Below are 26,437 nucleotides of genomic sequence, written 5' to 3' on the forward strand. Positions count from 1 at the left end.
CCATTTAAAGTGGCCCTTTCGAAAAAAATCAACCGCAATTAAATCTTTTATTTTAATCTTGCTATTTCATACCATTCCCTCACAAGCTCAAACAAAAATGATAACACCCGCTATTTTAAAAAAAGGAGATACAATTGCCTTAGTGGCTACTGCTAGAAAAGCTACAGACGGCAGCCTAAAATCGGCTATAGACTTAGCACACAGCTGGGGACTAGAAGTCGTTGTAGGGAATTCAATAGGGCTAGATTACAATCAACTAGCAGGAACAGACGAACAAAGAGCAGCCGATTTTCAACAGCAATTAGACGACCCAAAAATTAAAGCAATTTGGTGTGTAAAAGGAGGCTACGGTACTGTAAGAATGGTTGATTTATTAGATTTTACAAAATTCAAAACACAACCAAAATGGGTAGTAGGTTTTAGTGATATAACCGTCTTGCACAACCATTTAAACACAATGGGCTACAAATCTATTCACGGCGTTATGCCAATCACTGTTGCACGCGCTACAGCTCCAGCAATTGAAAGTTTGCATGCATCCTTATTTGGACAACCATTAAGCTACACCATTCCTACAGATAAAATGAGTAGAACAGGACATGCTACAGGGCAGTTAGTAGGTGGGAATTTATCTATCTTATATAGTTTATTAGGATCGCAGTCAGCAATTGATTGCAATGATAAAATTTTATTTATCGAAGATCTTGACGAATACCTTTACCATATTGATCGAATGATGATGAATTTGAAACGCAATGGTTGCTTAGAAAGTGTGAAGGGAATTATTGTAGGTTCGATGACCCAAATGAAGGACAACGATATCCCTTGGGGTAAAGATGCCACAGAAATCATTGAAGATATTACTAGTAAATATAAAATTCCTGTAATTTATAACTTTCCTGCAGGACACATTAGAGATAACCGTGCATTGATACTAGGTAGCACCATATCAATGGATGTTACTAGCACAACAAGCACAGTAGTTTTTCAATAAACAAGAAAAAATAAAAATATGGCAGCACACAATGATCTAGGTAAATTAGGAGAAGAGTTGGCTGTCGATTTTTTAGTACAAGCAGGCTACAAAATTGTAGAAACAAACTGGACTTTTCAAAAAGCCGAAATTGATATTATAGCTAGAAAAGGCAACGTTCTAGCAGTTGTTGAAGTTAAAACGCGCTCCTCGCTCCTGTTTGGTCTACCGCAAGATTTTGTAGACTCAAAAAAAATTCAATTGTTGATTAAAGCAATCGATGCCTATGTAAATAGCAAGGATTTAGATGTCGAAGTACGATTTGATATTATAGCTATAAACACCGATTCAAAAAAAGAAAAAAGCACTCCCGAAAACAAGAAATCATTTGTAATCGAGCATCTTATCGATGCTTTTTATCATTTTTAACGAGATTTATTAATGTTATATTTGTAACAAAATGTTTTTTATTTATATTTGTAGCTGTTTTTAACACAACTTGAACTAAGTTACTTACTACTACTAACTATTAAAAAACGAAATCCATTATGAAAACTGTTTCTTCAATTGTAGAAAATTACATTAAAACAAAGCCGTTTTTATTGAATGCCTTATCCTTAGGAATAATCAATTTAACATCGTTATCCCGCAACATCATGTCGGAATTAGAGAGCGAATTTGGTAAAGAGGTAAAGCAAGGTGCAATCGTTATGTCATTAAAGCGTTTAACCGAAGAACTTGACTTTAGACTAAACCACAAAATCAATAAAGTAATCAAAAACATAGGTGAGATCACTGTACGCTCTGCCCTTACAGATTATACGTTTGCCGTATCAGAGACTGTTTTACACAAACAAGCTGATTTGATTACAAATATTAATGCGCTAGCTGACGTTTTTTACACTTCTTCTCGTGGGGTAAACGAAATTAATATTGTTATCAGCAATAGTGTTGGAGAACTGGTAGACAAGCATTTTGCAGCGGAGAAATTAATTCAAAAACTGGATAATTTAGCCTCTATTACCGTAAAGCTACCAAAAGAAAATATCGCAGTTCCTGGAATCTACTACTTCATTTTTCAACGTTTAGCTTGGGAAGGAATAATTATCAACGAGGTGATTTCGACTTCAAATGAGTTTACTATATTAGTAAGTGAAGAACAAGTTGACGTGGCTTTTAAAGTGATAAAGGATTTAAAAAACTAAAGCACTTATAGTAAACACACTATCTGTTTTTACTATTATAATTATATATAAGGCGTCTTAATCTCAATTGATTTAGACGCTTTTTTTTAAGATCTATTTTTCAGTGTTATTCTGCTCAAAACAAAGAACGGTTCTAGCCGTCTAAAAAGCAGTAAAAGGTTATAGTTAGTCGTGAATTAAGAGAACAAAAAACAATTTGTAGTATGTGATAGGGAATAAATTGTATAAATCAATCCAGCTTTTTATTTTCGAAAAGCTAAAGCAGTTACAGAAGTTTGTTTTTTGAAAAAATGCGAAAAGTGTGAAAGCTCGTCAAAGCCCAATGCGTATGCTATTTCAGAGACATTCCAATCACTTTCTTTAAGTAGTAGCTTAGCCTCGATAATCAGGCGACTGCTAATAATTTCGGTAGTTGTTTTACCCGTGTTTTCTTTTAGCACTTTATTTAAATGATTTACATGAATCGATAATCGATCAGCAAAATCTTTGGCTGTCTTTAATTCTAAGCGTTGGCGCATAGAATCAATGGGATATTGTCTTTCTAATAATTCTAAAAAAAGTGAAGTAACTCTCGCCGCCGAATTATAATTGCAATACAGAGTAGCCGCTGGTTGCAGCTTTTGTCCATAGTGAATTAACTCACTTACATAATTACGTATTAAATCGTATTTAAAGGTATAGCTTGAGTGTATTTCAGACTGTATTTTCTTAAATATCTGTTGGATTTGATTCGCTTCTTCATCTTTTATTTCGAAAACAAGCTTTTCATTAACTTGAAAGATTTGTGTCTTATCTAAGTCGAATCGACTCTTTTCTTTCATGAAAAAATCAGTGGTAAAAACGCAAAACTGTCCTGCTTGCTTATTTGTATCTTGGGAAACATAGTAACAAGCTGTTTCTGGAGCTGCAAATAACAAAGCATTTTCTTCAATCTGAATGACTTTATCTCCATATTGAACACTGCTTTTCCCTTGGATTAAAATGATTTTATAGTATACCCGACTCGCATAAGGAATCTCTGGTTTTTCTTCAAAATTTTCAAAGAGTTCGCTAATATTGAAAACATTAAAATGACCCAATTCTTTCTTTAGTCCACCTGGTAATAAAGAGTTAGCTTCCACTTTAGCTTCGGAAGTTATAGCATTATAAAATTTATCAGTAAAGTTCAACCTCATAAAATAGCAATTTGTTAATTTCAAATATAATAATAAAAAAGCTTCTAACCATAATGATTAGAAGCTTTTACATATTATGATATGAATTGCTTGTTTACTGTTCTCCAGCTAGTTTTTTCATTAATTCTAATGCTAATCTAGTAGTTTTTGCATTTTCAAAAGTGATCAATAAACGCAAACCATTTGGCGTTTGTTTCTCTTTCATTTTACATATATCAGTGTGTTTTTGAACAAACACAAGTACTGCTTTAAAACGATTCGATTGATAGTACGATGACTGTTGATCTGATACAAAGTAGCAAACCATCTTCCCTTTTTTCATCACTAATTTCTCAATTCCAATAGCGGCAGCTAACCATTTAATACGTATGCTATTCATTAAGGCAATAGCACGTGGTGGCATAGGACCAAAACGGTCTATTAGTTTTTTCTGGAAAATCTCTAAATCTGCTTCATTTTTAATGGTTCCTAATTCATTGTATAAATTAAGACGCTCACTAATGTTATTGATGTACTCATCAGAGAATAACAATTCAAAATCAGTATCTATCTGCAAGTCTTTTACATATTCCTTAGTTTCGATATCGTTCTCAACAGGATACAAGTCTTTAAATTCGTTTTCTTTTAATTCCTCAATGGCCTCGTTCATAATTTTTTGATAGGTATCAAAACCAATCTCATTTATAAAACCAGATTGCTCTCCACCAAGTAAATCTCCAGCACCACGTATCTCAAGATCCTTCATAGCGATGTTAAAACCACTACCCAATTCACTAAATTGCTCTAGCGCCTGAATACGTTTTCTGGCATCATCAGTCATGGCAGAATAGGGCGGACAAATAAAATAACAAAACGCTTTTTTATTACTACGTCCTACACGACCACGCATTTGGTGCAAATCAGACAATCCAAAATTATTTGCATTGTTGATAAATATGGTATTTGCGTTAGGAACATCTAAGCCGCTTTCAATAATTGTTGTCGCTACCAGAACATCGAATTCTCCGTTCATGAAAGCCAACATCAATTCTTCTAATTTCTTACCATCCATTTGACCGTGACCAATACCTACTCTGGCATGCGGTACTAAACGCTGAATCATCCCGGCTACTTCCTTGATGTTTTCGATTCGATTATTGATGAAAAAGACCTGTCCGTTACGCTGGATTTCATAAGAAATAGCATCTCTAATCATCTCCTCGCTAAAACCTACTACGTTAGTTTCAATAGGATAACGATTAGGCGGAGGAGTAGTAATCACAGATAAATCGCGCGCAGCCATTAACGAGAATTGTAACGTTCTAGGTATAGGTGTTGCCGTTAGCGTTAGTGTATCCACATTTGCAGCTATTGTTTTCAGCTTGTCTTTTACGTTTACACCAAATTTTTGCTCCTCATCAACAATCAATAAACCTAAATCTTTAAAAACGACATTTTTATTCACTAATTGATGCGTTCCTATTACAATATCTAGTTTACCTTCGGCTAACAATTTTAGGGTTTCAGCTTTTTGCTTGGCGGTTCTAAAACGATTTAAATACCCAATAGAAACTGGCATGTCTTTTAAACGCTCGGTAAAAGTGCGATAATGCTGGTAAGCAAGAATAGTTGTGGGTACGAGCACCGCTACCTGTTTACTATTGTCGACTGCTTTAAATGCAGCACGAATAGCCACCTCTGTTTTACCAAAACCTACATCGCCACAAACTAAGCGATCCATAGGGCGATCGCTCTCCATATCTGCTTTTACCTCAGCGGTAGACTTAGTTTGATCTGGCGTGTCTTCATAAATAAACGAACTCTCTAATTCATTTTGCAAGTAACTATCTGGAGCAAATTGAAACCCTTTATCTAACCTTCTTTTAGCATAAAGCTGGATTAAATTAAAGGCAACATTCTTAACTCGAGCTTTGGTTTTTTGCTTAAGCGTTTTCCAAGCACTTGACCCTACTTTATATATTTTAGGTGGCGTACCGTCTTTACCCGTATATTTTGAAATTTTATGAAGCGAGTGAATACTCACATACACAATATCATTATCGGCGTAAACTAATTTTATCGCCTCTTGTGTTTTACCTTCAACATCTATTTTTTGTAAACCACCAAAACGTCCAATTCCGTGATCAATATGCGTTACATAATCTCCTACTGAAAGTGTCGTCAACTCTTTAAGCGTAATATTTTGCTTTTTAGAATAGCCGTTTTTAATATTGAACTTGTGGTATCGTTCAAAAATTTGGTGATCAGTATAACACGCAATTTGGTTTTCTTCATCTATAAAACCTTGATAAATTGGCAGAACAATACTGCTGTACTGTTTACTAATATTCTCGGAATTTGCTTCATCAAGATTGTCAAAAATTACTTGAAACCTTTTTACCTGCGCATCATTTGAACAAAACAAAAAATTCTTGTATCCGTTAAAGTGATTTTCGCTCAAATTGCTCAATAACAATTCAAATTGCTTATTGAAAGAAGGCTGTGGTTTTATATAAAACTCAAAAGTTTTTGTAGTTTTAAAAATCGCTTTAGAACCAAATTCTACAATAGAAAAAGCTACAGCTCGTTTTATAAATGACGCTTGATTCAAAAACAATTGCTCCGGTGTGGCGTGTTTAATATCTTTAGATAATTTCTCAAAAGCTTCTTCTGCTCTTGCAAAATGTTTGTCTAATTGTCCGAATAAATCTTCTGTGTTTTGAATAAAAATTACCGTTTTATTCGAAATATAATCTAGAAAACTTTCGCGATTTTCTTGAAAGATCTTATTTTCCACATTTGGAATAATAGTAATCTTTTTCATGGGATCGATTGAAAGCTGCGTCGCCACATCAAAGCTACGGATACTCTCTACTTCGTTACCAAAAAATTCTATTCGATACGGATTATCATTCGAAAAAGAGAAAACATCTACAATTCCTCCTCTAACAGAAAATTCTCCTGGCTCAGTGATAAAATCAACTCTTTTAAATTCATATTCGAATAAAACTTCGTTAATAAAATCAATAGAAATTTTATCACCCGCACTCACTTTCAAAGTGTTTTTCTCTAAATCCTTTCTAGTGACTACTTTTTCAAATAGCGCCTCAGGATAGGTAACAATTACCGCAGGTTTTTTGCGTGAATTGATGCGATTGAGTACCTCAGCACGCAATAAAACGTTAGCGTTATCGGTTTCCTCAATTTGGTAGGGTCTGCGATACGACCCAGGATAAAAGAGTACATCTTTATCCCCTACTAATTGTTCTAAATCATTCAAGTAATACGCAGCTTCTTCCTTATTGTTAAGCACTATTAAAAACGGATTCTCAGTTTTAGTAAACAGTGCATTTAATACAAAAGAAGTAGCCGAACCTAGCAATCCGCTAAGCTGTATTTTTACGCCCTCAGTTTCATTTAACTGTGCTGCAATTTGCTGCAGCTTAGGCGATTTATCGTAGATAGTATTTAAAATTTTCTTACTCAACTCTAGGTAAATTAGGATCTATGGGTTCGTTAGGAATGGCGCGAGAGCCATCCATCATTTTCTTGAGCTCTGCCTCGCCTTCTTCAACTGGAATGTTGCTTGTTACTTCAATTTTATCCAATTGTCGTTGCAGGGAAGCCAACTCATTATTAATTTCAGCAATTATTTTAGTCAGTTTATCCACAGGAATAGCATCTAAGTGAATGTATAAATCCAGTAATCTCACTTTTGTAGTCATTGTAGCAATGCGGCTTTTAACTTGTGGTAAGTTGAATTTTTCTGGAATATTATCATTCATTGCCGCCGCCTTTTTTGAAATAGCTGTCGCTTTTTGTTGAAAAGCTCCTATTGTCTTTTTAGGCTTTAAGCGCAGTTCATTCAACAAGCTGCGAAATTCAGACCAGTCAGAAGCTAAATTCTCTGATGTTTCATTTATTGGTTCGTCATAGAAATCCCAAGCCTTACTAACTTTTTCAAATACGAGTTCGTTTTTTTTCTGCTGTTTTTCATTTTCAAGACGTCTTTTTTCACTGTCGTCCTTACAAGATGCTAGTAAAACGATGGCTAGAAAAGTATATAATAATTTTAATTTCATAGAGATTACTTTGAAGTACAAAGTTACAAAGTAATTTATAAATAAAGATTTGAAAATCTCATTTAGGATTTAATTGTATTTAGTAAACTATCATTATCATAACTGCCAAAATCGTACTAATAGAATACTAGTTTTGAGAGTTTGCTGTAAGTATCCACAATCCTTTAGGGTGGCTTCTAAATTATTTACGAAAACGTTACCTTTGCTTTTTAAATTCTATTGACTATGAGTACAAAAATATTAATTATAGGGGCATGCGGTCAAATAGGTACCGAGTTAACCCGCTCTCTAAGAGAAATCCACGGAACCGATAATGTCATTGCATCAGACATCAGAAAACTGAATATTGATGTTGTAAACTCGGGTCCCTTTGAAGTAATCAACGCTTTAGACTTTAATCAAATCGAACATTTAGTTGAAGTGCACCAAATCACAGATGTGTATTTAATGGCTGCTCTACTTTCGGCCACGGCTGAAAAAAATCCTGCTTTTGCATGGGATCTAAATATGAATTCGCTATTCCACGTTTTAAATTTGGCGAAAGCCGGAAAAATAAAGAAGATATTCTGGCCTTCTAGTATTGCCGTTTTTGGACCTACAACTCCTAAAGAAAATACCCAACAATACACGATCATGGAACCTTCTACAGTTTACGGAATTAGTAAACAAGCGGGAGAAAGATGGTGTGAATACTACCATAATATTTTTGGGGTAGATGTGAGAAGCATTCGTTATCCAGGTTTAATTAGTTGGTCGTCGCCTCCTGGTGGTGGAACAACTGATTACGCTGTTGATATTTACCACAAAGCACTTGCTGATCAATCCTATGAATGTTTCCTTTCTTCAGAGACAAAAATGCCTATGATGTATATGGATGATGCAATTGCAGCCACTATAAAAATCATGCAAGCACCAGTTGATCAAATTAAGATTCATTCGTCATACAACTTGGCTGCAATGAGTTTTACACCAACAGAGATTGCTGCCGAGATCAAAAAACACATTCCTGAGTTTGAGATTACTTATGAACCTGACTTTCGTCAAAAAATTGCTGACAGCTGGCCTGCAAGCATAGACGATAGCAACGCCAGAGCCGACTGGGGATGGAAACACAAATTTGATCTTGAATCAATGACAGTAGATATGCTGAAAAATTTGAGCGCTAACAAGGAGTAGTTTACAGGCTATTTTTAGTAGCAGCTATTCTTAAATTTTACAAGATGTCTGGTCCCGTCATTCGCTATATTCCCAATAATAAAAACTACGGCTTAAAAAAGCCTTGTTTTTCTAAATTGGGCGATACCGCTGCTACCGGGGCTATTATAGAACATTTAGTATTTCTAATAAATAAAAAAAACAGAAGATTCTTAATACAAGTATCTTCTGTTTTTTTATGCTTATCCGTATTATCAACTCTACTACTTATTGTTTTCCTTAGCTATTATCGAGGCTACTAGTCGACCTGATTTCATGGCAGCATTAATAGAACCATTCATTAAATGATCGCCGCAGCAGTATAAAGTATCCATTTGATCTCGAATCAATGACTAAAGACATGTTGGAAAATTTGAGTAAAAGTATTTAAAATATAAAATGCCGCAAAATTTAGGTTTTGCGGCATTTTTGTAAATCAAGAATAAACTTATAAATTAGTACAGGTCCACAGTGATGAGTCTGTCAACTACTGCTTAATCATTAAATACTCACCCGTATTTATACTAGCAGGTGGTGGTGCAGGATCTCCTTGTTTACGGATGGTAAATCCATCCCAAAAAATCACAACTCTTATAGCAGCAACGCCATTTACAGTTGTTTTTCGAATGTCTATACTGGCGATGTGTGGCGATTTATTATCTACAAAACCAAGCCTTAATCGTTTTTCTGTTGGGGAACAATCTGGACAGCCAAGTTGCGTGCCTATAATAATCGTATTTCCTCTTATTCTATGGTTAACAGATCCATCAGCATAATTAACGTTGATATTTGCTAATGTATTGCCTTTTTCTACACCATCTCTGATGAATTGAAACTCACCAACTACAAGGTCTTCATAGTAATAAAGATAAGATTTCAATTTTTTCTTTAATATAAATTTTAAAGATGTAGAACCGTTTTTATAAAGGTAGGTCCCGTCGTAGCCATCAAGTACGTTATTTATATCTTTGTAATAAGAGTTTTTGGGTCCGTCTCGCAGATCTGAAATATCATATATAGGAGATTGGGCTTTACAAGCGGTTAAGAAAAGAAAAAATGCGGTGTAATAAATGTATGATTTCATGATAATTTATTTATTAGTTACAAGGAGTTGGGGTTACAGTTGAATTATTTAAGGTAAGTTTATCAAAATCGTCCGAGGTTGCATCAGCTTTAAAAAGTACTAATCCAAAATCTTTGAATTGTTCCAGAAAACTTTTCTCTAAGTTTCCATTGCTCTTAGAATATTTGGTCGATTGGTCTAAATGAATTGCCTTAATTCGGGCATCCTCATCTTTAAATTTACTGTATTTTTGACTAGTCCACTCATTATTAATCTGCGTCCCAATAGCGCAGATATGTCACACAAACGATAGCGTGGAATTGCATTCCGTGCCTTCAAAGCTCATCAACAATCTAAAACAAATCCAACACTACAGCGTGTAAATCATTTTCTAAGGCTGCATAATTTCTGGCAGCACTAAAATAATAATTTAATTGTTATACAATAAGCCTGATCTGTTGTTTTGGCTTTATATTTTGCGGATATTTTTAATTTAAAAATAAAACAAAAGCTACAAGTAAAATAATCTTATAGCTTTTGTTTTATTTCTTTTTGTATTAATTTGCTTTCTTTAATACCAATTTTCATTAAAATATCCTTGGAGAAGATTATTGCGGGCATATGGATTGCAAATCCGCGCTTTCGCACAGATGACACTTTCTTACATATCCGAGCGATTGGGGAAGATTGTTGAGGGCACGGATTACAGATCCACGCTATCTCGCATAAGAGACTTTGTTGTCTATCCTAGCGATTGGGTTGAAAATCAGCGCTATCTTACATAAAAGACTACATATCCGAGCGATTGGGTTGTGTTACAAACGAGCCTAGTAAGTTTTCTAAAAAATGTCAAATAACAAAACAATTAGTGGCATTCTATTGTTCTGAATAAATAGTCAGTATTATAATATTCTTCTTTAAATAATATTATAAAAATGTAGTGTTTTTCAGGATTATCATTCATGATTATTTGCTCCAATTGAATTCTGTTTTTAATGTTTTTCAAAATTTTATTTTTTAATTTGAAATTAGCGTTAACCGCTGTACTAAAATAGATTTTTTTCTTTCCAATCAGTATATTAAACCCAGATATTTCTTTTTTTTCGTGATGCGTCCTATAGATTACGGCATCAGATTTATAATTGAATTCAAATACGACGGTATCCGTTGGTTTATTTTGGGAAAAAATTTGCCCAAATAAGAGGGTTAAAAATATTGCTGTTAATCTTTTCATGACCGAAATATTTTATTGACAGTTTTGTTTTGCACTTAAATACCAAGCATTATATAAATCAGTTATATTCTTTCTTTCAAGACTGCTCATTTGTGTCCATGCAACAGTTCCCTTCAAACCAACCCAAGCAATTGCCTGATATTGTTCATTAGTAAGAGTATTATCGTATTCTTTTACTAAATCAACAATTACACCCCTGTAATGTGCAGCCATTTGTTCATGTTGCATGTTGTTTACACCATATCTCCTATAATAATCATACAAGCCAGGATAATTATGTTCTGTTAGCATAGTATTTAACTTAATTACATCAATTTCACCATTAGTTGAAGATAAAGATAAAAGAATTCTAAACATTTCTGCATGAATCATTTCGTGGATAAAAGTTCTTGCTATATCTAAACTAGGTCTGTTTAAATTATTTTCATTAAAATTTATAGTAATCAGATAGTTCGATGGCGGACTTGTTTGTGCATTGATAGTATTTGGCAAATTTGTACTTGCTGCAAGTTTTAAATTAGCCACAGAAAAATCCCCATCAAACTTTTTTAAATAGTTTTGAAATGTAGATGCGCCTCCTAGTTTATCATATACCCCTTTTAAACAGGGATTGTTTTTAAATGAATTTGTTATTATTACCTCGTCTAAAGGCTCTGGTTCAGAGGCACTGCTACCACCTCCACCTCCATTATTTTCAAATTCCCAGTTTATACCATCATATGGCCCTCCTACACCTTCAAGGTGTGTATTGAATAAAGTTAGAAAATTTAATTTTCCTGGCCCATTTTGGTAATTGTTTGTAATTACGACTTCATCTAATTCTTCAAATTCCATCCCATCAATTGTTATTGTTCTACTAGTTGTATTTGTTGGGGCTCTGTTTTTTAATTTTGCGAAAAGCATACCATCTTTTACAGAGAAACCATTGATGAATACACCGTTAAGATTAGTAATTATTATTTTGCCAGAAAAATGTTCGCTATTTGTGCTTGATGTTGCAACCATGGTAAAAATGATACTTTTTATTTCATTGCCTATTTGAACTAAAAGTATTTTTCTGGATACATCTTTTGAGTTTTGAGCTAAAGGAATTACTGTTAATGATTGATCACTATTAGTCAATGTTTCTAGCGTTATCGATTCATAATCAAACAAGGTAGTTGTTTTGGCAGTTTTAGAACCACTTAAATTTAATGGGTTTTGTTGTAAAAACTCAACTGCCCTTTCCTTAGAAACTGTTTTAATGTTTGATTCATTTTGCAAAATTGATTCATCCGTGCTACAAGAATGCATGCAATAAATAACAACGCCCATAAAAAAAATTACGATTTTCCGCCCTATTTCATTTGTTCGTTGGTTTGTTTTTTTGTTTTTTTGGTTAGTTTTAATTTAGTAAAATTATAGTAACTTTTTACAACTTACAATATCCACTTTTAGTGATATTACATAAAAATAAAAAACCAGGCTTATTCCTGCTCCTTCACAATCAAATCAGCCACCAAACGTCCTGACTTCATAGCAGCGTTAATAGAGCCATTCATTAAATGATCTCCACAGCAGTATAAAATGTCACTGATTTTCATATCGGTCGCTGTTAGATCGTCTTTTAAAACCGCTAAATTAGGTAAGGCATAGTTCACCCTATACGTTTTCAAATGTGACCAATTTGCAACTTGAGTTCCAAACCAAGGTTGTAACTCGGTTTTAATTTTTTGCGCTAGTTCTTCATCAGTAAGATCAACAATTCCATTGCAGGAAACCGAAATAAGCACTTTTCCAGCAGGAGCGTAATGCGAACTCACATTAGACATTACCGTTATGTTGTTAACGATTTTTTCTTTTACTGAAGCGTTCAAAATAACAACCGCTTTGTTGGTAGGCGCTACTGTTGTTTCAAAATAAACATTGGTAACCGAATGGCATTTGGTTTCTACACTACTTTTAAATTTTGAAATCAACTCAGTAGCTTCGGTAGCAATAATAATGATGTCTGATTGTATTTCAGCACCTGAGCTTGTATAAATAGTATTTCCTTTTATATCTGCTACTTTAGTGTTAAACGTAAAACAAGCTGCAGGCAATTGACTTGCTAGCTGTTTTGGAATTTCTTCCATTCCTAATGCGGGAACTGCAGCATCGCCATCTGAGAACATTTTCATTACAAAATCAAACATCCTGTTAGGCGTTGTCAAGTTGTTTTCGAGAAAAATCCCTGAAAAAAATGGTCTAAAAAATCTATTAATCATTTTTTGACTGAACCCATACGCTCTTAACTGATCGTAACTTGATTGTTGCTCTTGTTCAAATATAGTATCGATGGATTTATTGAGTAATTTTTGCTTTAAAAAAAAAGTATTGGCTTTGTCTTTTAGAGAACCCACAGGAGCAAAAGCGGTCGCTAGTAATGCCGAAGGACGTCTAAAAGGATCCGCGATTTCAAATTTACCGCCTTCATAAAGCACTGTCGCTCCCGGTAAAAAACGTTTAAGATTTAAACTATCATAATTCAATAATGCCTTAGCTTCTGGATAAGATGTTAGCAATACCTGAAACCCTCTATCTAATAAAAAACCATTAACAGCATCTGTCTTTATGCGACCACCAGCACGATCACTAGCTTCAATTATTTTTACAGCAAAACCATGACGTTGCAAATGTATGGCAGCAGATAATCCAGAAATCCCCGCTCCTATGATTGTTATTGTAGGTTTCATATTTTGTTTTTTATTTCGATTAATACAAATTTAGCTTTTCCTTGACTTGAATACAATAGCCTAACCATTATCCTTGAACAAATAAAAAAGGGTTACAAAAACACTGTTTCTGTAACCCTTAATTTTTAAACTTTGATGCCGTTCTTTTTAAACAACAGCGCTACTTTTTTTCGATCTGCTTCTGTTTTTACTTCTAGTAGATCTCGTGTTTTTCCTTTTTCGAGAATGATAAAATATTTTTTTCTTCCTGAAAAAGTGCGCTCTCCAATACCTTGAATCTGGTAGCCAGGGATTTTTTCGAGACCTGACCTTCTAACAGTGAAATGATATAAAAATAAAGCGGCTCCTACCCCTAGTACTAGCCAAAGTGCTGTTACAAATGTGAAGTTCATGGTGTTTAAATCATAGACATTTACAACTGCATTGATTAAGGTAATAACCATTAAAAACTTCATTAAAAACAAATGACTTTTAAGTCCGTCCTTAACATTGATTGTTTTATCCTGTTCGTTATACGTTATATTCATGGCAAAGAGATATCAGTAGTTGGCTTTATTATTTGTTATAAACATTGTTCTCTTGCTTCACATCAGCCATTAATCCGCTTGGGTCGATGGTGATTTTCTTGATTGTTCCTTTTGCTTTAGCAATTGTAAAATCATAAGTAGAAGCAGCCCAAGTCCAGTCGTTTAATACCGTTCTGGTAATTGCAGGATTAGGATTTTCTTTCTCGAAATTCATCATGCGCAACGGAACATAAAAACTTTCCTTGCTACCGTCAGTATATTCGACCAATAAATCAATAGGCATTGGCATTCTACCTATTCTCTCTAAACTTACTGTTGTTTGATTTCCGTTTTCAGTAACTGCTTTTATAGCATAATCGATTGTATTTGTAGTTTCAGTCCAATCCATTAAATACCAATCTAGATTTGCTCCAGAAACACGCTCAGCCGATCTTTTAATATCGTTAGGCGTAGGGTGCTTGAATTTAAAATCATGGTAATATCTTTTTATCGCTGCTGCTAATTTATCATCTCCAATCACGTAACGCAATTGTGATAAAAATAAACTCCCCTTTACATAAGATGAAATACTATAAGGTCTATTCTCATCATAACGATCACCATGTGTAGATTGTGCTTGCTCCTTACCAGAATTCACTAAACTATAATACGCTCTATAGTTTCCTTCAAAAGGATTTGCTACTTTTTTATCAGATAATTCATTTACTGCTAAGTCTTGTATATAAGTAGTAAAACCTTCGTCCATCCATGGGTGTTTAGATTCATTTGAAGCTAATACATGCTGAAACCAAGAATGTCCTAATTCATGTACTGCTGTACCATAAATTCCTTGTAAAGTACCGTTACCTAGCATTAAAGTACACATAGCATACTCCATACCACCATCACCACCTTGAATAAATGAATATTGCTTGTATGGATAATCCCCAACATTTTTATTATAGAAATCCATTACATCAACCATCATAGGCTCTAATTTTTTCCAGTTTTCTACCGTTTTTGGATAGTTTTTATATAGGAAATGCAAGTCTACACCATTAGGTCCTTTAACAACATCATGAATATAATCCTTATCAGCTGCCCATGTAAAATCATGTACCATAGGGGCGATAAAATGCCATGACAACATTTTATTACGTTTAGGTGCTTTTACAGTAACACCGGCATCTTCATAACCGTGACCTATTTCGTTCTGGTTTTGTAAATAGCCCGAACCACCTAAAGTATAGGCCGAATCAATATTGATGGTTACATCAAAATTCCCCCATACACCATGAAATTCTCTTGCGATATAAGGATCAGCGTGCCAACCTTCAAAATCAAACTCAGCTAATTTAGGATACCATTGAGACATTGATAATTCTACCCCTTCAGAGTTATTTCTTCCTGAACGACGAATCTGTACAGGAACTTGTCCGTTAAAATCAAGAGTAAACGTTGACTTTGTGTTAGGTAAAATTGGTTTAGCAAGTGTTACTTCAAGGATTGTACCTGCTACTTTTGTTGCAGCAGCGGCACCATCTTGCTTGAAATTAGTGATTTTTAAAAACCCTATTTCGTTTGGCTTTAAACCCTCAATACGGCTCACTTTTACATCTTGACCGTCTATCTTAGTTTTAGTCACCATTCTACCATCAGGATCTTTAATGCTGTGCAATCTTGCATCCATCTCACTCCCCGGTTGAAAAGCGTTATTGAACAAGTGATAGTATACTTTTTTAAGTGTATCGCTAGAATTGTTGCTATACACTAACTCTTGAGTTCCTTTATATTGATAGTTTTTTACATCCATCGTTACTTCCATCTTGTAGTCGGCATTTTGCTGCCAATACTTAGAACTTTGAGCAGAAAGCGACGCTGCACTTACTGTAAGAAATGAAATTAGTAGATATTTTTTCATCTTTTATAAAATAAAAAATGGAAGAACGTGACGTCCTTCCATTTGATTAATACTTGTTTAGGATTATTTTTTTGACATTTTCTCTGCCATTAGTAGTGCATTGTAAGCATTTACTATTTTCCCCGATTGTGACAATGTTGTAAATGAACGCATGTCTTTAGGATTACCACCTACAACCACATTTGTTGTAATAGCTACACCAGAATCCATCAAAATATGTTTTACTTGTGAAGCAGATAAACTAGGGTAGTACGAGCGAATTAATGCCGCAACTCCTGCCACATTAGGTGAAGCCATCGATGTTCCTTGTAAATATCTGTATGTATTGTTAGGCGTTGTAGCATAGATTTTTACTCCAGGTGCAAAAACGTCAACGTTTACTTTACCATAGTTTGAAAAAGTAGCAACTACTTTATCACCATACTCAAAGTTTAATGCTCCAATAGTAATCATGTTATCAGCAAATTCTGTTTTCTTATCGTCAGAATCGTTAGGATAGTTATTGTAAGTATCGATATCTTTTGCGTCGTTTCCAGCAGCGTGAACAATCAATACATCTTTTTTCTCAGCATATTTTATCGCATCATAAACCCATTGTTTGTGAGGAGAAAAACTTTTCCCAAAACTTCCGTTAATTACTTTAGCTCCATTATCTACAGCGTAACGTATACCTAACGCAATATCTTTATCGTACTCATCTCCATCAGGAACGGCGCGAACAGTTAAAATTTGTACATTATTAGCGATACCGTCACCTCCTAGATTGTTGTATCTCGATTGTGCAACAATACCTGCAACGTGAGTTCCGTGAAGAATTTCTTCTTTGTCTGGACCCATCACATTGTTATTACCATATTTATTATCAGAGAAATCTTCTGGATTATCTCCTAAAACTTTACGGTAATCTTGCTTTAAATTGTCTCCGTTAAGTAAAGCAGTCATTCCTTCAAGATCTCCTGAAATTGCTTTTTTCAAATCTGGAACTGGCAGTCCAAAAGAAAGCATTCTCATCATCATCCCTTTTGCCTCTAGTATAGCAGGATCTGTAGAATCGATAGCTTTAACTTCGTCAACAGTATAACTGTCCTTTCCTAAATGCTTCGCTACTACTTTGTCAGCTGCTGTAGTTGCAGCAAGCATTTGGCTTAATCTTTCACTATTTACTTTAGCTTCGGCAATTTTATCATCATTTAGTTTTTTAGCTTCTTGATAAGTAGCATCGTTAACTAAACTTTTATTTTTAATAATTCTCTCGTATTCTAAGTTTTCCTTAGTGATATCTCCTAGAAAATTCCAACCGTGAATATCATCTACATAGCCGTTTTTGTCATCATCGATTCCGTTTCCAGCGATTTCCTTAGTATTAGTCCACAATACACTTTTTAAATCCTCGTGCTCGATATCTACTCCACTGTCAACGATTCCTACAATTACAGGAACTCCTTTTTTATCTTTCAACAATTCAGCATAAGCTCTATCAACACTCATTCCTGGAATAGTATCATTTACTATATCAAGATGACTCCAGCGTTGTAGTTGATTTTCTGTCAATGCAGTCGTTTTTTTAACGTTCATTGGTGCAGTAATCATAGGTAAAGTAGGCAAAGAAACTGTTTGCTTTTGAGCTCCACACCCTGCCAAAACAATGGCTGCAAATGCAGAAATACAAATAGGTTTGATGGTATTCATGTGTAAAAATTTAATTGAGTTTAATTATTTGTCTAAAATAATTGATTTTGTTACAATAAAGAAACGATTAACACTAAGTTAAGATATCTGCACAACTGAAAACATCTTTTAATCGCACCCCTTTTTCGGTGTGTTGCACAGTTATGATTTCGTTATGAGCATCATGTTCTAAAAATAAATAATAATTATTAGTCGCCGCAGCATCTAAAAATTTTGTCTTTTCAGGCATTGTTAGCAGTGGTCTTGTATCGTATCCCATTACATAAGGAATAGGAATATGTCCGGCTGTAGCCAATAAATCAGCACAAAAAACGATTGTTTTGCCCTTGTATTGAATGTGTGGAATCATTTGTTTTTCGGTGTGACCATCAACAAAAAAGATTCCAAAATCTAATTCTGACTTATCAAGAAAATCACCATCAGGTCTCTTTATAAAATTCAATTGTCCGCTCTCTTGCATGGGTAAAATATTCTCTGATAAAAAAGAAGCCTTCTCTCTAGGATTAGGTTTTGTCGCCCATTCCCAGTGACTTTCATTCGACCAAAATTTAGCATTTTTAAAAGCTACTTCGTATCCCGTTTTATCTTTATTCCATTTTGCACTTCCACCGCAGTGGTCAAAATGCAGGTGTGTCATAAAAACATCGGTCACATCATCACGACTAAAGCCATGTTTTGCTAATGATTTATCCATAGAATGCGAACCCCAAAGAGAATAATATCCAAAGAATTTTTCAGATTGCTTGTCTCCCATTCCGGTGTCAATCAAGATTAGTCTGTTTCCATCTTCGATTAGTAAGCAACGAGCAGCAATATCAATTAAGTTATTAGCATCAGCAGGATTTGTTCTATTCCAAATCGTTTTTGGCACCACGCCAAACATTGCTCCTCCGTCTAATTTAAAATTTCCGGTTTCGATAGGATATAATTTCATTGTTTGTTTTTTTTAGAGACATTAATAATCAAATATAACAGATTCTTATGGAATGACGTTTATTTTAACTTTTATACGCCACAAAAAAAAAGCCACAACAACTAGCGTGTTACACTAGATATTGTGACTTTATTGTTGTGATAAAAACATTTACTACTTCATATCATGAAATAACTTTTTCAGTTTTACATTTTCTTGAATATCATGTTTCTCACCAGAATTGAGTGCATTAATATACTTGATGCGCTCCTCAGTTATGGGATGCGAACTTAAAAATTGTGGTATTGACATCGTTCCTTTAGACTGTAACCTTTTAAAAAGATTGGACATCCCCTTAGGATCCACTTTATTCTTAGTCACAATTTGGAGTCCTTTTAAATCAGCTTCTTCTTCAAATTTTCTAGAAAACGAAAGGGACTGTAGGCTATTGACATTGTCACCAATGATTGCCATCACTCCATTTGCATCTCCTAAAATAGCCGATATAAAGATATATCCTGATAAGTTGCGACACAACATTTTCATCGAATGCCTTCCAGTAACATGCGCTGACTCATGACCTAACAATGCGACAAGTTCGTCGTAATTTTGCATTTTATCCACAATACCTGAATAAACCACAATAGTTCCATTAGGCAAGGCAAATGCGTTAACGACATCTTCATTAACATAAACAAATTTCAGTGGTTTTGTATTGTTAAGCTGCAGCTCTTTTGCGAAAGCATTCAGGGATTTTGTCTTCACCTCATCCACCTCTGAAAAAAGCAAACTCTGCTCTTCAAAACTACTACCTAATTTGTCATCATAACTTTCAGGAATTATAGCTACTGACTTTTCACCAAACCACGGAATGACATATACATACGTCAAACCAATGATCGAAAGGATTAAAAGCGCTAAGACTAGGTGCAATTTAATACCCAAATTGATTAAACGCTCATACCAATTTTCATGACCGTTTTCTTTTCTAAAAACTTTAATTTTATTGATAAAAGCAGCATCGGCAATTTTTATAATTTCTATAGTATCATCACCTTGGTGTTGCATTTGCAAACCTGTGTCAAGAGTTTCAAAAACCACATCTGTAATAAACCATTCGTTTTTATAAACTGCTGCAGTTTCAAATGTAAAACTGTGTTTGTGTTCATTAAAAAAAAGGATGACACTTTGAGGAACAGATGATTTTCCATCATATAAAATAGCTTCGGCTTGCTGATTCATAAATTATACTATAAAATCAAGGTCTAAGAAATCACTAATATCTTCTCCAGTTGCATCTTTAAAATTATCTTCTGTTTGATGTAACGTATCTAAATCAATATTACCTTCTAGCTCGATATGATCAAACATAAATTTAATTGTTCTCGTAACCACCCATGCGTAACCTAAACCTAGTGTACAAATGATTATAATAAGATTTATTAATGTCAAACCAACAAAATCTCCTCCTGTGGCTGTAGATGAAAAACCAATTTGCTTATCCCCTTTGTGAAGGCTTAAATTGTCGACATAATAATTAAAGATGTCTTTTTGCCACCAGAATGTGTAGATTCCTAATGTGAATATACTTAAGAAATATCCTTTAAGATTCATTATTAGAAAATCACCACCATCACCTTCGTAATCAAATTTTGCATCTCCAAAACGGATGTTACTAAGAATATAGGTGCGAAGATTAATAACCATCCATGGGCCGTAAATACCTAGCGTTATAATTGTAAAAAAGATCCACTTAAAAAATAATCCAACTAATTCTTTGCGATTTCCACGGTATCCAAAACGAATACCTCGCCATGAAGTACGTGATGTACGGTAACGATATGAACCATGAATCGCTATAGGTGTTATTGCAATTAATCCAGCATATAAAAACAATATTCCAAACACAGGCATGCTTATGTAAATTAAAACGCCCATCACAACTGCAAAGCAAAAAAATAATAGTATTGCTTTGATAAACCCTTTGAACATTTCTTTTCCTGTTCCATGAAAAGCAAAAGCATCTTCGTTTAAAGTAGTCTGTCCAAAGAGGAATTGCAAAGTTTTGGCTTTCGCCCAAGGGTAATAAATACCAAGAGTGATGATTGTCAACAGCCAGTTAACGATAACAATTCCGAAAAAGTCGCCTCCTTTTCCTTTAAAATCTAAGTTGTAAGTCATTTTTTTAGGTAAAAAATCTTCCATAGTGGGTTAAAATTAGTTTTAGTTAGGTTTTTGTAAGTTAAAAAACGTTAAAAATATGTTATTTAGTCAAAAGAGTTGCGATAAATCCTATCTATTTTACAATAAGTTATAAAAATGTTATCCGTTATGGAAAAAGGTTTTTATATAGTATCTTTGCAGTTAATTTAGACAAAATCAACATAGCGCAAAATGGTCACGCTTTAATTAGCTGATTTTTAAAGAGCTGTATTTATTTTTCTAAGTTATAATGCATTATTAATAAACAACAAAAACATGATAAAAGTTTCTGACACTGCCAAGAAGAAAATTATCGACTTAATGAAAGACGATGGTTTTGATGCTGCAACAGACTATGTAAGAGTTGGTGTAAAAAGCGGAGGATGCTCTGGCTTGTCGTATGATTTAAAATTCGACGATAAAAAAGGTGACGACGATAAGATATTTATAGATAACGACATCACTATTGCAGTAGAGAAAAAATCTTTTTTATACTTAGCTGGGACAATATTAGAATTCTCAGGAGGTTTGAACGGAAAAGGATTTGTTTTTAACAACCCTAACGCAACGAGAACTTGCGGATGTGGAGAGAGTTTCTCTCTATAGTCAAATAATTAAACGCACTCATCTCGCAAGATTTGAGTGCTTTTTATACAAGACTGCAACAATACAAGACAATTATAATAAAGGTTAGTTATCAAATTTTGAGTTGCTATACCTTTAAATCTTTAAATAAGAATGAGCAAATACACTGAAGACGATTTAAAAATCGAACTCGAAAACAAAGAATACGAATACGGATTTTACACTGAGCTAGAATCGGAAACGTTTCCTATTGGTTTAAATGAAGATATAGTTCGTGCTATTTCACACAAAAAAGGCGAGCCACAATGGATGACTGACTGGCGTATTGAAGCATTTCGTGCATGGGAAACTATGATTGAACCAGAATGGGCAAATGTTCACTATGAAAAACCTGATTTTCAAGCGATATCTTACTATTCAGCACCAAAAGCAGTGGATCCTAATAAAACATTAGACGATGTAGATCCTGAGCTTTTAGAAATGTATAAAAAGTTAGGAATCTCTGTTGATGAGCAAAAAATGATGAATAATGTAGCCATGGATATCGTAGTTGACTCGGTTTCGGTAGCTACAACATTCAAGAAAACATTAGGAGAAAAAGGAATCATATTCATGAGTATTTCTGAAGCTATTAAAGAGCATCCAGAATTAGTTCGTAAATACCTAGGAACTGTTGTCCCTCAAAAAGACAACTTTTATGCAGCATTAAACTCGGCTGTATTCTCTGATGGCTCTTTCTGTTATATCCCTAAAGGTGTACGTTGCCCAATGGAATTATCTACTTATTTCCGTATCAATCAAGCAGGAACAGGACAGTTTGAAAGAACGTTACTTGTTGCAGATGCAGGAAGTTATGTAAGTTACCTTGAAGGATGTACTGCACCAAGTCGTGATGAAAACCAATTGCACGCTGCAGTTGTGGAATTAATCGCACTTGAAGATGCCGAAATTAAATATTCGACAGTACAAAACTGGTACCCAGGTAACAAAGAAGGAAAAGGTGGTGTTTTTAACTTTGTAACTAAAAGAGGGATCTGTGAAAACAATGCAAAAATTTCTTGGACACAAGTAGAGACAGGATCTGCAGTGACATGGAAATATCCTTCGGTTATCTTAAAAGGAGACAACTCAGTAGGTGAATTTTATTCGATCGCTGTTACTAATAATTTCCAACAAGCAGATACTGGAACAAAAATGATCCATTTAGGTAAAAACACTAAATCGACTATTATTTCAAAAGGAATCTCGGCAGGTAGATCACAAAATAGCTATAGAGGTCTGGTACGTGTCTCACCTAATGCAGAAAATGCTCGTAACTTCTCACAATGTGATTCGTTGTTAATGGGTAATAACTGTGGTGCACATACTTTTCCTTATATCGAAAGCAAAAACCCTTCAGCTAAGATTGAACACGAAGCTACAACGAGTAAAATTGGTGAAGACCAAGTTTTCTATTGCAACCAACGTGGAATTCCAACTGAAAAAGCAATTGCTCTTATCGTAAACGGTTTTAGTAAAGAAGTTTTAAATAAATTACCAATGGAGTTTGCTGTTGAAGCACAAAAATTGTTGGAAATATCTTTAGAGGGTTCAGTGGGTTAGAAAATAGTTTAAAGTTTAAGGTTTAAAGTTGTTTAGCGATGACTAAGAACTTTAAACAAAGAAAACTTTAAACAAAAAAGAATGGCTACAATTACACGTTTTGAAGATTTAGAAATTTGGAAAGAAGCCAGAAGACTCGCTAAAGAAATTCACTTGATAACTGTAGAAACAGATTTGAAAAGTGACTTCAGATTTAGAGATCAAATTAAAGCATCATCTGGTTCTGTAATGGATAATATAGCCGAGGGTTTTGAAAGGAATGGAAATTTAGAATTTAGACAATTTTTATCTATCGCTAAAGGTTCTGCTGGAGAAACGAGATCGCAATTATACCGCGTACTAGATTACAATTATATTGACGTTGTTAGGTTTGAAATTTTAAAAACTGACTTCGAAAATTTAAGTGGAAAAATAAATAATTTTATATCATATTTAAACAAGAAAGATTTTAAAGGAACCAAGTTTCAGTAAACACAGGAACTTTAAACTTTAAACTTTAAACAACTAAAAAAGGATGTTAAGCATTAAAAATTTACACGCTTCAATAGGCGACAAAGAAATATTAAAAGGAATTAATCTTGAAATAAAAGCGGGAGAAGTTCACGCGATTATGGGACCTAACGGTGCAGGAAAAAGTACTTTATCAGCTATTGTGGCTGGAAACGAAAATTATGATGTTACTGATGGTGAGATATTCTTAGATGGTGAAGACCTTTCTGAATTAGCTCCTGAAGAAAGAGCACATAAAGGCGTTTTCCTTTCTTTTCAATATCCTGTTGAAATCCCTGGAGTATCGGTTACTAACTTCATGAGAACAGCAATCAACGAAACTCGTAAGGCAAAAGGACAAGACGAGATGCCAGCAAACGAAATGTTGAAATTGATTCGTGAAAAATCTGAATTATTAGAAATCGACCGCAAGTTTTTGTCTCGTTCTCTTAACGAAGGATTCTCTGGTGGAGAGAAAAAACGTAACGAAATTTTCCAAATGGCAATGCTAGAGCCAAAAATTGCAATCCTTGATGAAACAGATTCAGGACTAGATATTGATGCTTTACGTATTGTTGCAAACGGTGTAAACAAACTAAAAAGCGATAAAAATGCAGTGTTAGTAATCACGCATTACCAACGCTTACTTGATTATATCATTCCAGATTTTGTACACGTATTATACGATGGTAAAATTGTAAAATCAGGTGGACCTGAATTAGCACACGAGCTAGAAGAAAAAGGATACGACTGGATAAAAGCAGAGAACTAAAAAAGTTTCAAGTTTCAGGTTTTCTTTGTTTCAAGTTAAAAATTGAAACGACAAATAACTGAGACAAATTAATGAAATGTATGGCTACTATAAATCGATTTGAAGATTTAGAAATTTGGAAAGAAGCAAGGAGACACTTGCAAAGGAGATACATATCATCTCCACTGAAACTGAATTAAAAAATGATTATCGATTTAAAGATCAAATTAAGGCTTCTTCGGGCTCAGTAATAGACAATATTGCAGAAGGTTTTGAAAGAGACGGAAATATTGAATTTAGACAATTTTTATCGATTGCTAAAGGTTCGGTAGGCGAAACAAGATCGCAATTATTTAGAGCTTTTGACTTTGCTTACATAGAGGAATCAAAATTTGAATTGCTAAAAAAAGATTATGAAAACTTAAGCGGTAAAATAAAAAACTTTATCACTTATCTTAATAAAAAAGATTTTAAAGGGAATAAGTTCCAATAGGCAAAACCTGAAACTTTAAACTTTAAACCTGAAACAAAATTATAATGGAATTGAAAGAAAAATTAATCTCGTCTTTTATGGCTTTTGAAGAGCGCATCGATGTTCACTCTGAACTTCATGATGTGCGCACAGCAGCCCTAAAAAACTTTGAAAATAAAGGTTTCCCAACCAAAAAAGAAGAAGCTTGGAAATACACATCGTTAAATGCCATTTTAAAAAATGACTTTACCGTATTTCCTAAAACAGAAAGTAACATCCAATACTCGGATGTTAAGAAGTATTTTTTACATGAAGTTGATACATACAAAGTGGTATTTATTGATGGTGTATTTAGTTCCCACCTTTCTGAAACTACGCACGAAGCAATTGATGTTTGTTTGATGGCATCTGCCCTTACAAAGCCAAAATACAAATCGGTTATCGATACTTACTTCAATAAAATTGCAAACAAAGACGAGAGTTTAACCTCTTTAAATACTGCTTTTGCAAATGAAGGTGCTTATATCAATATCCCGAAAAGTAAAGTTGCAGACAAGCCTATCGAAATCATGTATTTCTCTACAGGAAACGAAGCTGCTTTAATGGTACAACCACGTAATTTGATTATTGTACATGAAAATGCGCAAGTACAAATTATTGAGCGTCACCAGAGCTTGAGCGAAAATCCAGTATTGACGAACTCAGTTACTGAAATTTTTGCCGAGAAAAACGCAATCGTAGATTTATACAAAATTCAAAACGATAACGATACTGCTAATTTAGTTGACAATACGTATGTGTCGCAACAACAAGACAGCAGTGTAGCGGTAAATACTTTTAGCTTTGGTGGAAACCTAACTAGAAACAATTTGAACTTCTACCATTTTGGAGAGCATATTGTAAGCTACTTAAACGGAATCACAATTATTGGCGAAAAGCAACACGTAGACCATTACACGCTAGTGCAACACGCTACGCCGAACTGCGAAAGTCACCAAGATTACAAAGGAATCTTCTCTGATAAATCAACGGGTGTTTTTAACGGAAAAATATATGTTGAGAGAGAAGCGCAAAAAACAAATGCCTTCCAAAAAAGCAATAACATTCTATTAAGCGACAAAGCAACGATTAATGCCAAACCGCAATTAGAAATTTTTGCTGATGACGTAAAATGTTCGCACGGTTGTACAATTGGCCAACTTGATGAAACAGCAATGTTCTACATGCAACAACGCGGAATCCCTCAAAAAGAAGCTAAAGCATTGTTGATGTATGCCTTTACAAACAAAGTAATCGAAAGCATTAAAATACCAGAATTGAAACAACGCATCACGAAACTTATTGCAAGTAAATTAGGTGTGAAAATTGGATTTGATTTGTAATAATCAATTACTTAAAATAATTAACCCTTTCCGAGTTTTAACTTAGAAAGGGTTAATTTTTTGAGCTATTCCCGCTCCCGACCCTTCGGGAAGTTTCAATATTTTATTGTTTTGAAGAAAAGCAATAAAGGAATTTCCATTGCTATCGACGCTAGAAATATTAGTTATGAAACAGCACAATTGTCACTTCGCGTGAAGTCGAGAACAACTGATAATAAAAAATGATAGTTTATAAAATCATACTCCTCCACAAATGAGCAATAAGTAATCAACGAATACTGCTGTCAGTTTGAGCGGAGTCGAGAA

The 26,437-nt window shown here is 34.2% G+C and carries 22 protein-coding genes and 1 pseudogene; 10 read left to right on the forward strand and 13 right to left on the reverse strand.

From position 1 onward, the window contains the following. Nucleotides 1-97 precede the first annotated feature (97 nt). From HNQ00_RS09540 to HNQ00_RS09550, 3 genes are all read left to right on the forward strand, one after another. Complete coding sequence (locus HNQ00_RS09540; protein ID WP_173838106.1) at nt 98-994, forward strand: S66 peptidase family protein; 897 nt, start codon at nt 98-100, stop codon at nt 992-994. An 18-nt stretch (nt 995-1,012) separates the two neighbouring features. Then, the gene (locus tag HNQ00_RS09545) at nt 1,013-1,402 is read left to right on the forward strand and encodes a YraN family protein (RefSeq protein WP_173838107.1); all 390 of its coding nucleotides are present in this window, start codon (nt 1,013-1,015) and stop codon (nt 1,400-1,402) included. A gap of 119 nt (nt 1,403-1,521) precedes the next feature. Continuing rightward, complete coding sequence (locus HNQ00_RS09550; RefSeq protein WP_173838108.1) at nt 1,522-2,178, forward strand: aspartate kinase; 657 nt, start codon at nt 1,522-1,524, stop codon at nt 2,176-2,178. Nucleotides 2,179-2,420: 242 nt separating this feature from the next. Here the strand turns inward: HNQ00_RS09550 and HNQ00_RS09555 are convergent, their stop codons facing one another. The 3 genes from HNQ00_RS09555 to HNQ00_RS09565 form a co-directional block, all read right to left on the reverse strand. Next, nucleotides 2,421-3,353 carry a helix-turn-helix domain-containing protein gene (locus HNQ00_RS09555; protein ID WP_254598481.1) on the reverse strand — a complete coding sequence of 311 codons (933 nt, stop codon included), beginning with the start codon at nt 3,351-3,353 and terminating at the stop codon, nt 2,421-2,423. A 94-nt stretch (nt 3,354-3,447) separates the two neighbouring features. Beyond that, a complete protein-coding gene (gene mfd / locus HNQ00_RS09560; RefSeq protein WP_371739111.1) occupies nt 3,448-6,774 on the reverse strand; it encodes a transcription-repair coupling factor in 3,327 nt (1,108 codons plus the stop codon). A gap of 37 nt (nt 6,775-6,811) precedes the next feature. After that, a complete protein-coding gene (locus HNQ00_RS09565) occupies nt 6,812-7,414 on the reverse strand; it encodes a DUF3450 domain-containing protein (protein WP_173838110.1) in 603 nt (200 codons plus the stop codon). Between the two features lie 225 nt (nt 7,415-7,639). Between HNQ00_RS09565 and HNQ00_RS09570 the strand changes: the two genes are divergently transcribed. Continuing rightward, nucleotides 7,640-8,590: an L-threonine 3-dehydrogenase gene (locus HNQ00_RS09570; RefSeq protein ID WP_173838111.1), complete on the forward strand. Its 951-nt coding sequence runs from the start codon at nt 7,640-7,642 to the stop codon at nt 8,588-8,590. A 505-nt stretch (nt 8,591-9,095) separates the two neighbouring features. Here HNQ00_RS09570 and HNQ00_RS09575 read toward each other — a convergent pair. From HNQ00_RS09575 to HNQ00_RS09620, 10 genes are all read right to left on the reverse strand, one after another. Further along, nucleotides 9,096-9,692 carry a DUF6705 family protein gene (locus HNQ00_RS09575; protein ID WP_173838112.1) on the reverse strand — a complete coding sequence of 199 codons (597 nt, stop codon included), beginning with the start codon at nt 9,690-9,692 and terminating at the stop codon, nt 9,096-9,098. Nucleotides 9,693-10,536: 844 nt separating this feature from the next. Further along, nucleotides 10,537-10,905 (reverse strand): hypothetical protein, encoded by a 369-nt coding sequence (locus tag HNQ00_RS09580; protein ID WP_173838113.1) that lies wholly within the window; start codon nt 10,903-10,905, stop codon nt 10,537-10,539. A 12-nt stretch (nt 10,906-10,917) separates the two neighbouring features. Beyond that, the gene (locus HNQ00_RS09585; RefSeq protein WP_173838114.1) at nt 10,918-12,168 is read right to left on the reverse strand and encodes a hypothetical protein; all 1,251 of its coding nucleotides are present in this window, start codon (nt 12,166-12,168) and stop codon (nt 10,918-10,920) included. 203 nt (nt 12,169-12,371) lie between these two features. Further along, on the reverse strand, nt 12,372-13,619 hold the full coding sequence (locus HNQ00_RS09590; protein ID WP_173838115.1) for an NAD(P)/FAD-dependent oxidoreductase: 1,248 nt from the start codon (nt 13,617-13,619) through the stop codon (nt 12,372-12,374). 125 nt (nt 13,620-13,744) lie between these two features. Further along, nucleotides 13,745-14,146 (reverse strand): hypothetical protein, encoded by a 402-nt coding sequence (locus HNQ00_RS09595; RefSeq protein WP_173838116.1) that lies wholly within the window; start codon nt 14,144-14,146, stop codon nt 13,745-13,747. Between the two features lie 28 nt (nt 14,147-14,174). Next, nucleotides 14,175-16,046 (reverse strand): M1 family metallopeptidase, encoded by a 1,872-nt coding sequence (locus HNQ00_RS09600; RefSeq protein ID WP_173838117.1) that lies wholly within the window; start codon nt 16,044-16,046, stop codon nt 14,175-14,177. A gap of 63 nt (nt 16,047-16,109) precedes the next feature. Next, a complete protein-coding gene (locus HNQ00_RS09605) occupies nt 16,110-17,735 on the reverse strand; it encodes a S8 family peptidase (protein ID WP_173838118.1) in 1,626 nt (541 codons plus the stop codon). A 73-nt stretch (nt 17,736-17,808) separates the two neighbouring features. Further along, nucleotides 17,809-18,669: an MBL fold metallo-hydrolase gene (locus HNQ00_RS09610; RefSeq protein WP_173838119.1), complete on the reverse strand. Its 861-nt coding sequence runs from the start codon at nt 18,667-18,669 to the stop codon at nt 17,809-17,811. Between the two features lie 153 nt (nt 18,670-18,822). Further along, complete coding sequence (locus HNQ00_RS09615) at nt 18,823-19,890, reverse strand: M48 family metallopeptidase (protein ID WP_173838120.1); 1,068 nt, start codon at nt 19,888-19,890, stop codon at nt 18,823-18,825. 3 nt (nt 19,891-19,893) lie between these two features. Beyond that, the gene (locus HNQ00_RS09620) at nt 19,894-20,853 is read right to left on the reverse strand and encodes a YjgN family protein (RefSeq protein ID WP_173838121.1); all 960 of its coding nucleotides are present in this window, start codon (nt 20,851-20,853) and stop codon (nt 19,894-19,896) included. Between the two features lie 273 nt (nt 20,854-21,126). Here HNQ00_RS09620 and HNQ00_RS09625 point away from each other — a divergent pair, with 273 nt between their 5' ends. From HNQ00_RS09625 to sufD, 6 genes and pseudogenes are all read left to right on the forward strand, one after another. After that, on the forward strand, nt 21,127-21,456 hold the full coding sequence (locus tag HNQ00_RS09625) for a HesB/IscA family protein (protein WP_173838122.1): 330 nt from the start codon (nt 21,127-21,129) through the stop codon (nt 21,454-21,456). Nucleotides 21,457-21,588: 132 nt separating this feature from the next. After that, nucleotides 21,589-23,037 (forward strand): Fe-S cluster assembly protein SufB, encoded by a 1,449-nt coding sequence (gene sufB, locus HNQ00_RS09630; RefSeq protein WP_173838123.1) that lies wholly within the window; start codon nt 21,589-21,591, stop codon nt 23,035-23,037. Between the two features lie 81 nt (nt 23,038-23,118). Next, nucleotides 23,119-23,508, forward strand: coding sequence for a four helix bundle protein (locus tag HNQ00_RS09635; protein ID WP_173838124.1), 390 nt, complete (start codon nt 23,119-23,121; stop codon nt 23,506-23,508). A 43-nt stretch (nt 23,509-23,551) separates the two neighbouring features. Then, the gene (gene sufC, locus HNQ00_RS09640) at nt 23,552-24,298 is read left to right on the forward strand and encodes a Fe-S cluster assembly ATPase SufC (protein WP_173838125.1); all 747 of its coding nucleotides are present in this window, start codon (nt 23,552-23,554) and stop codon (nt 24,296-24,298) included. 80 nt (nt 24,299-24,378) lie between these two features. Next, nucleotides 24,379-24,770 (forward strand): annotated as a pseudogene (locus tag HNQ00_RS09645) (four helix bundle protein). A gap of 44 nt (nt 24,771-24,814) precedes the next feature. Continuing rightward, the gene (gene sufD, locus HNQ00_RS09650; RefSeq protein WP_173838126.1) at nt 24,815-26,131 is read left to right on the forward strand and encodes a Fe-S cluster assembly protein SufD; all 1,317 of its coding nucleotides are present in this window, start codon (nt 24,815-24,817) and stop codon (nt 26,129-26,131) included. The last annotated feature ends 306 nt before the right edge of the window (nt 26,132-26,437 follow it).

It is taken from the genome of Flavobacterium aeripolare (genome assembly GCF_013294025.1).
GTDB lineage: Bacteria > Bacteroidota > Bacteroidia > Flavobacteriales > Flavobacteriaceae > Flavobacterium.